The organism is Bartonella sp. AA168HLJHH (assembly GCF_042197365.1).
In the GTDB taxonomy this organism is placed as follows: domain Bacteria; phylum Pseudomonadota; class Alphaproteobacteria; order Rhizobiales; family Rhizobiaceae; genus Bartonella.
The window spans coordinates 1-2,761 of sequence record NZ_JBHIRS010000050.1; the positions used below are offsets into that span (position 1 = coordinate 1).

General features: G+C 35.0%; 1 protein-coding gene, 1 tRNA gene and 2 pseudogenes. All 4 read left to right on the forward strand.

The window, feature by feature from the left end:
* Positions 1 to 442: 442 nt before the first annotated feature.
* A pseudogene (locus ACFINM_RS09550) lies at positions 443 to 550 on the forward strand (exonuclease); the annotation flags it as partial.
* 119 nt (positions 551 to 669) lie between these two features.
* A complete protein-coding gene (locus ACFINM_RS09555) occupies positions 670 to 888 on the forward strand; it encodes a hypothetical protein (protein ID WP_375618906.1) in 219 nt (72 codons plus the stop codon).
* 6 nt (positions 889 to 894) lie between these two features.
* A pseudogene (locus tag ACFINM_RS09560) lies at positions 895 to 1,489 on the forward strand (tyrosine-type recombinase/integrase); the annotation flags it as partial.
* 942 nt (positions 1,490 to 2,431) lie between these two features.
* Positions 2,432 to 2,521: transfer RNA gene (locus ACFINM_RS09565), tRNA-Ser, on the forward strand.
* The last annotated feature ends 240 nt before the right edge of the window (positions 2,522 to 2,761 follow it).

Below are 2,761 nucleotides of genomic sequence, written 5' to 3' on the forward strand. Positions count from 1 at the left end.
TGGATATCGGCATTTCCCCCTGCTCTCATAGAGCTATAATGGTTGTCAATGGTATCAGCGTTAATGATGAGATTGCCGTGAGATTGTATCATCCCTTGACGAGTAGGCGAAAATTCTTGCGTGACAGTTTTCTGTATCATGTGAGATAATTATTCCATCGGTACCCTTGAAAAAAAGCGAACTTTCACTCTCTTCATTCCAAGTAAATGCCTTGTATACTATCCCATCTTCTAAAGTTATCTTACCATAAGTTGCCTCTTTGTTGGGCAAAGAATTTTTAAAGTGAAAATCACATATGTTTCCTGAACATTCAACTTCCTCATAGGAAACGGCCCCACATTTCTACCCTCAACTCATTTGCTACACTTGTTGTATGATACAAAATCGCATTTTCAATTGGATCAAACCCCTCTGGTTTTTGGAATGCGATGGTGACTTCTTCCGTTTTTTCCGTGATGATCAACAAATTGAACAGATCAATCAAGTTGTTGAAGCCTTTTTAGCAGAGATAGAACGAGAGATACAACAACTCTCAACAAAAGCTGCTTAACCTTATGGGGGTGTTTTGTTCCCCGCATATCTACGAGCACCCCCACCCTTCTTAACACTTTCAAGTAATGCGTGATTCACGCCACACGTGAATTGCATCTCAATGTAAGGAGAAAAGATATGGCACCTCGTAAAGCTATCATAACGCAAGCAGACATTGCACGAGCTTTAAGAGAAGCAAAAAAGCAAAAATGCGAACTCATAGAAATCAAACCTACCGGTGAACTGCTTATCTATCTGAAAGCAGATATTCCAATACCAAATTCAGTTAGCCACCCAGACAAACTTTTAGATTTGTCAAAGAATGAATATTACGAAACCGCACTCTCTAAGATGTAAAATACCATGCCTAAACCACGTCCTCCTCATCTCGTTAAACAAATTACTCAACATGGCAAAATTGTATGGTATGTACGTATTGGTCATGGACCACGTATTAGAATACGCGGTACCTATGGAACGCAAGAGTTTGTTGATAACTACAAAAGCGCACTTGCCGAGTTACAAGGGCTTATACTTCCTAAATCAAAAACTGGTAAACTTGTTGAAGGTTCATTCGCATGGCTCCTTAAATAATATTTTAATAGCTCCAATTGGCATAGCCTTTCTAAAGTCACCCAAAAACAAAAAGAACTCATCCTTATGAAGGTATGTGATTGGAGAAGAAACATTCATTTGTGGTAAAGAAGGTAAAAAACTAGTTAAAGAAAGTTTTGGCAACCTTTTTCGTGAGGCTTGTAACGTAGCGGGAATCAAAAAATCAGCACATGGCTTAAGAAAATTAGCAGCAACACGCGCAGTTAATTCTGGTGCAACAGTCTCGCAACTCAAAGCAGTTTTTGGCTGGACAGACGACACTATGACATCTCTTTACACAAAGAGCGCAGACCGTAAAAAACTCGCTCTTGAAGCCATAAAAAAGCTTCAAAAAGATGAGGAAAAGAGGCCTATAAAACTCAATAGAATCAGGAACAACCTATTCTCTCATATTAGACATAAATATTTTATTTTACACATATTTGTGAATGAAACGGCTTTTAAAACCTTGTCTGTTAAAGTTTATGCTTTTTGCCTCTACATAATTTAGCGTTTTTAAGTTCTATTCTTGAAAAACTATGCAATACTTTAACACACTATTTATTGATCTAAGCGTTCAATAATCTTTTCTTCCATTCAAATTACCTTTTTGCTTATCCTAAAGAAAAAAGCATTATAAATATACCTAATTTTCAGTCATATCTGGAAAAGGTTTTAAACTGTCGATGCAAATCTTACACAACGTTTTATTCAAATAGTGTAAATCAGCCCTTTCCTCCAAGATACCCTTTAGACGCATTAAATATCTGAATATTTTTATTTAAAAAATAAAAATCTTTTAAAGAGCTTTCTTATTGAATTGTACTTATTTAAACTCAATAAAAATTTTCCTTGAATATATATCCCATTCTTACAAATTTATCTCTCATAAACTGTCAAAGCAATAACATTTTCTTTTCGCAGATATGACCGATCTAAATAGAATAAATATCTGGAAAGGTAAAATAATTTAAAAATACACGACCGAAATTTAATATAATTTATCAAACATTTTCAACTGAACTTTTCTTATTATTACGAAAACGACCATTAGAACTTAAAAAATATTGCTTTGTGAAAAATTTTCAAACAGGAAAAAGAAATGATAAATATCATAATTACCTTTCATTTTTTCAGAAAAAACTATCATATTTAAAAATGAAATTCTTAGATAACACACTCAAAGAATTAACTTATGAAGAATTATTTTAATTGAAACTTAAATGGTTTTACAAAGAACGCTTTAAAATGCGTATTAAAATGATTGACCTTTTGCAAGAAATTTGTCAAAAAGCATGTCTAGTTTGGAGGGGTGGCCGAGCGGTTTAAGGCACCGGTCTTGAAAACCGGCGTGCAGGAGACTGTACCGTGGGTTCGAATCCCACCCCCTCCGCCACAGCACTTTTATAGTTGTATGTAGTGTAGCTTGCCAGCGGGTTTTGTTGTAGTGTAGCTGTAGCTTGCCAGCAGGTTTTGTATATTTTGACACTAGGTTTTGTACCAATTTATTTTTTTCAAAGAGTTTTTAAGGGGTTCTCAAAGGGTTTTCAAAGGCCTTTTGTAGCTTGCCAGCGGGTTTTGTATATTTTGCCACTAGGTTTTGTACCAATTTATTTTTTCTCAAAGAGTTTTTAAG

Coding starts and splice junctions, on each gene's coding strand:
- ACFINM_RS09555 (WP_375618906.1), top strand. CDS start 670: ATGGCACCTCGTAAAGCTATCATAACGCAAGCAGACATTGCACGAGCT.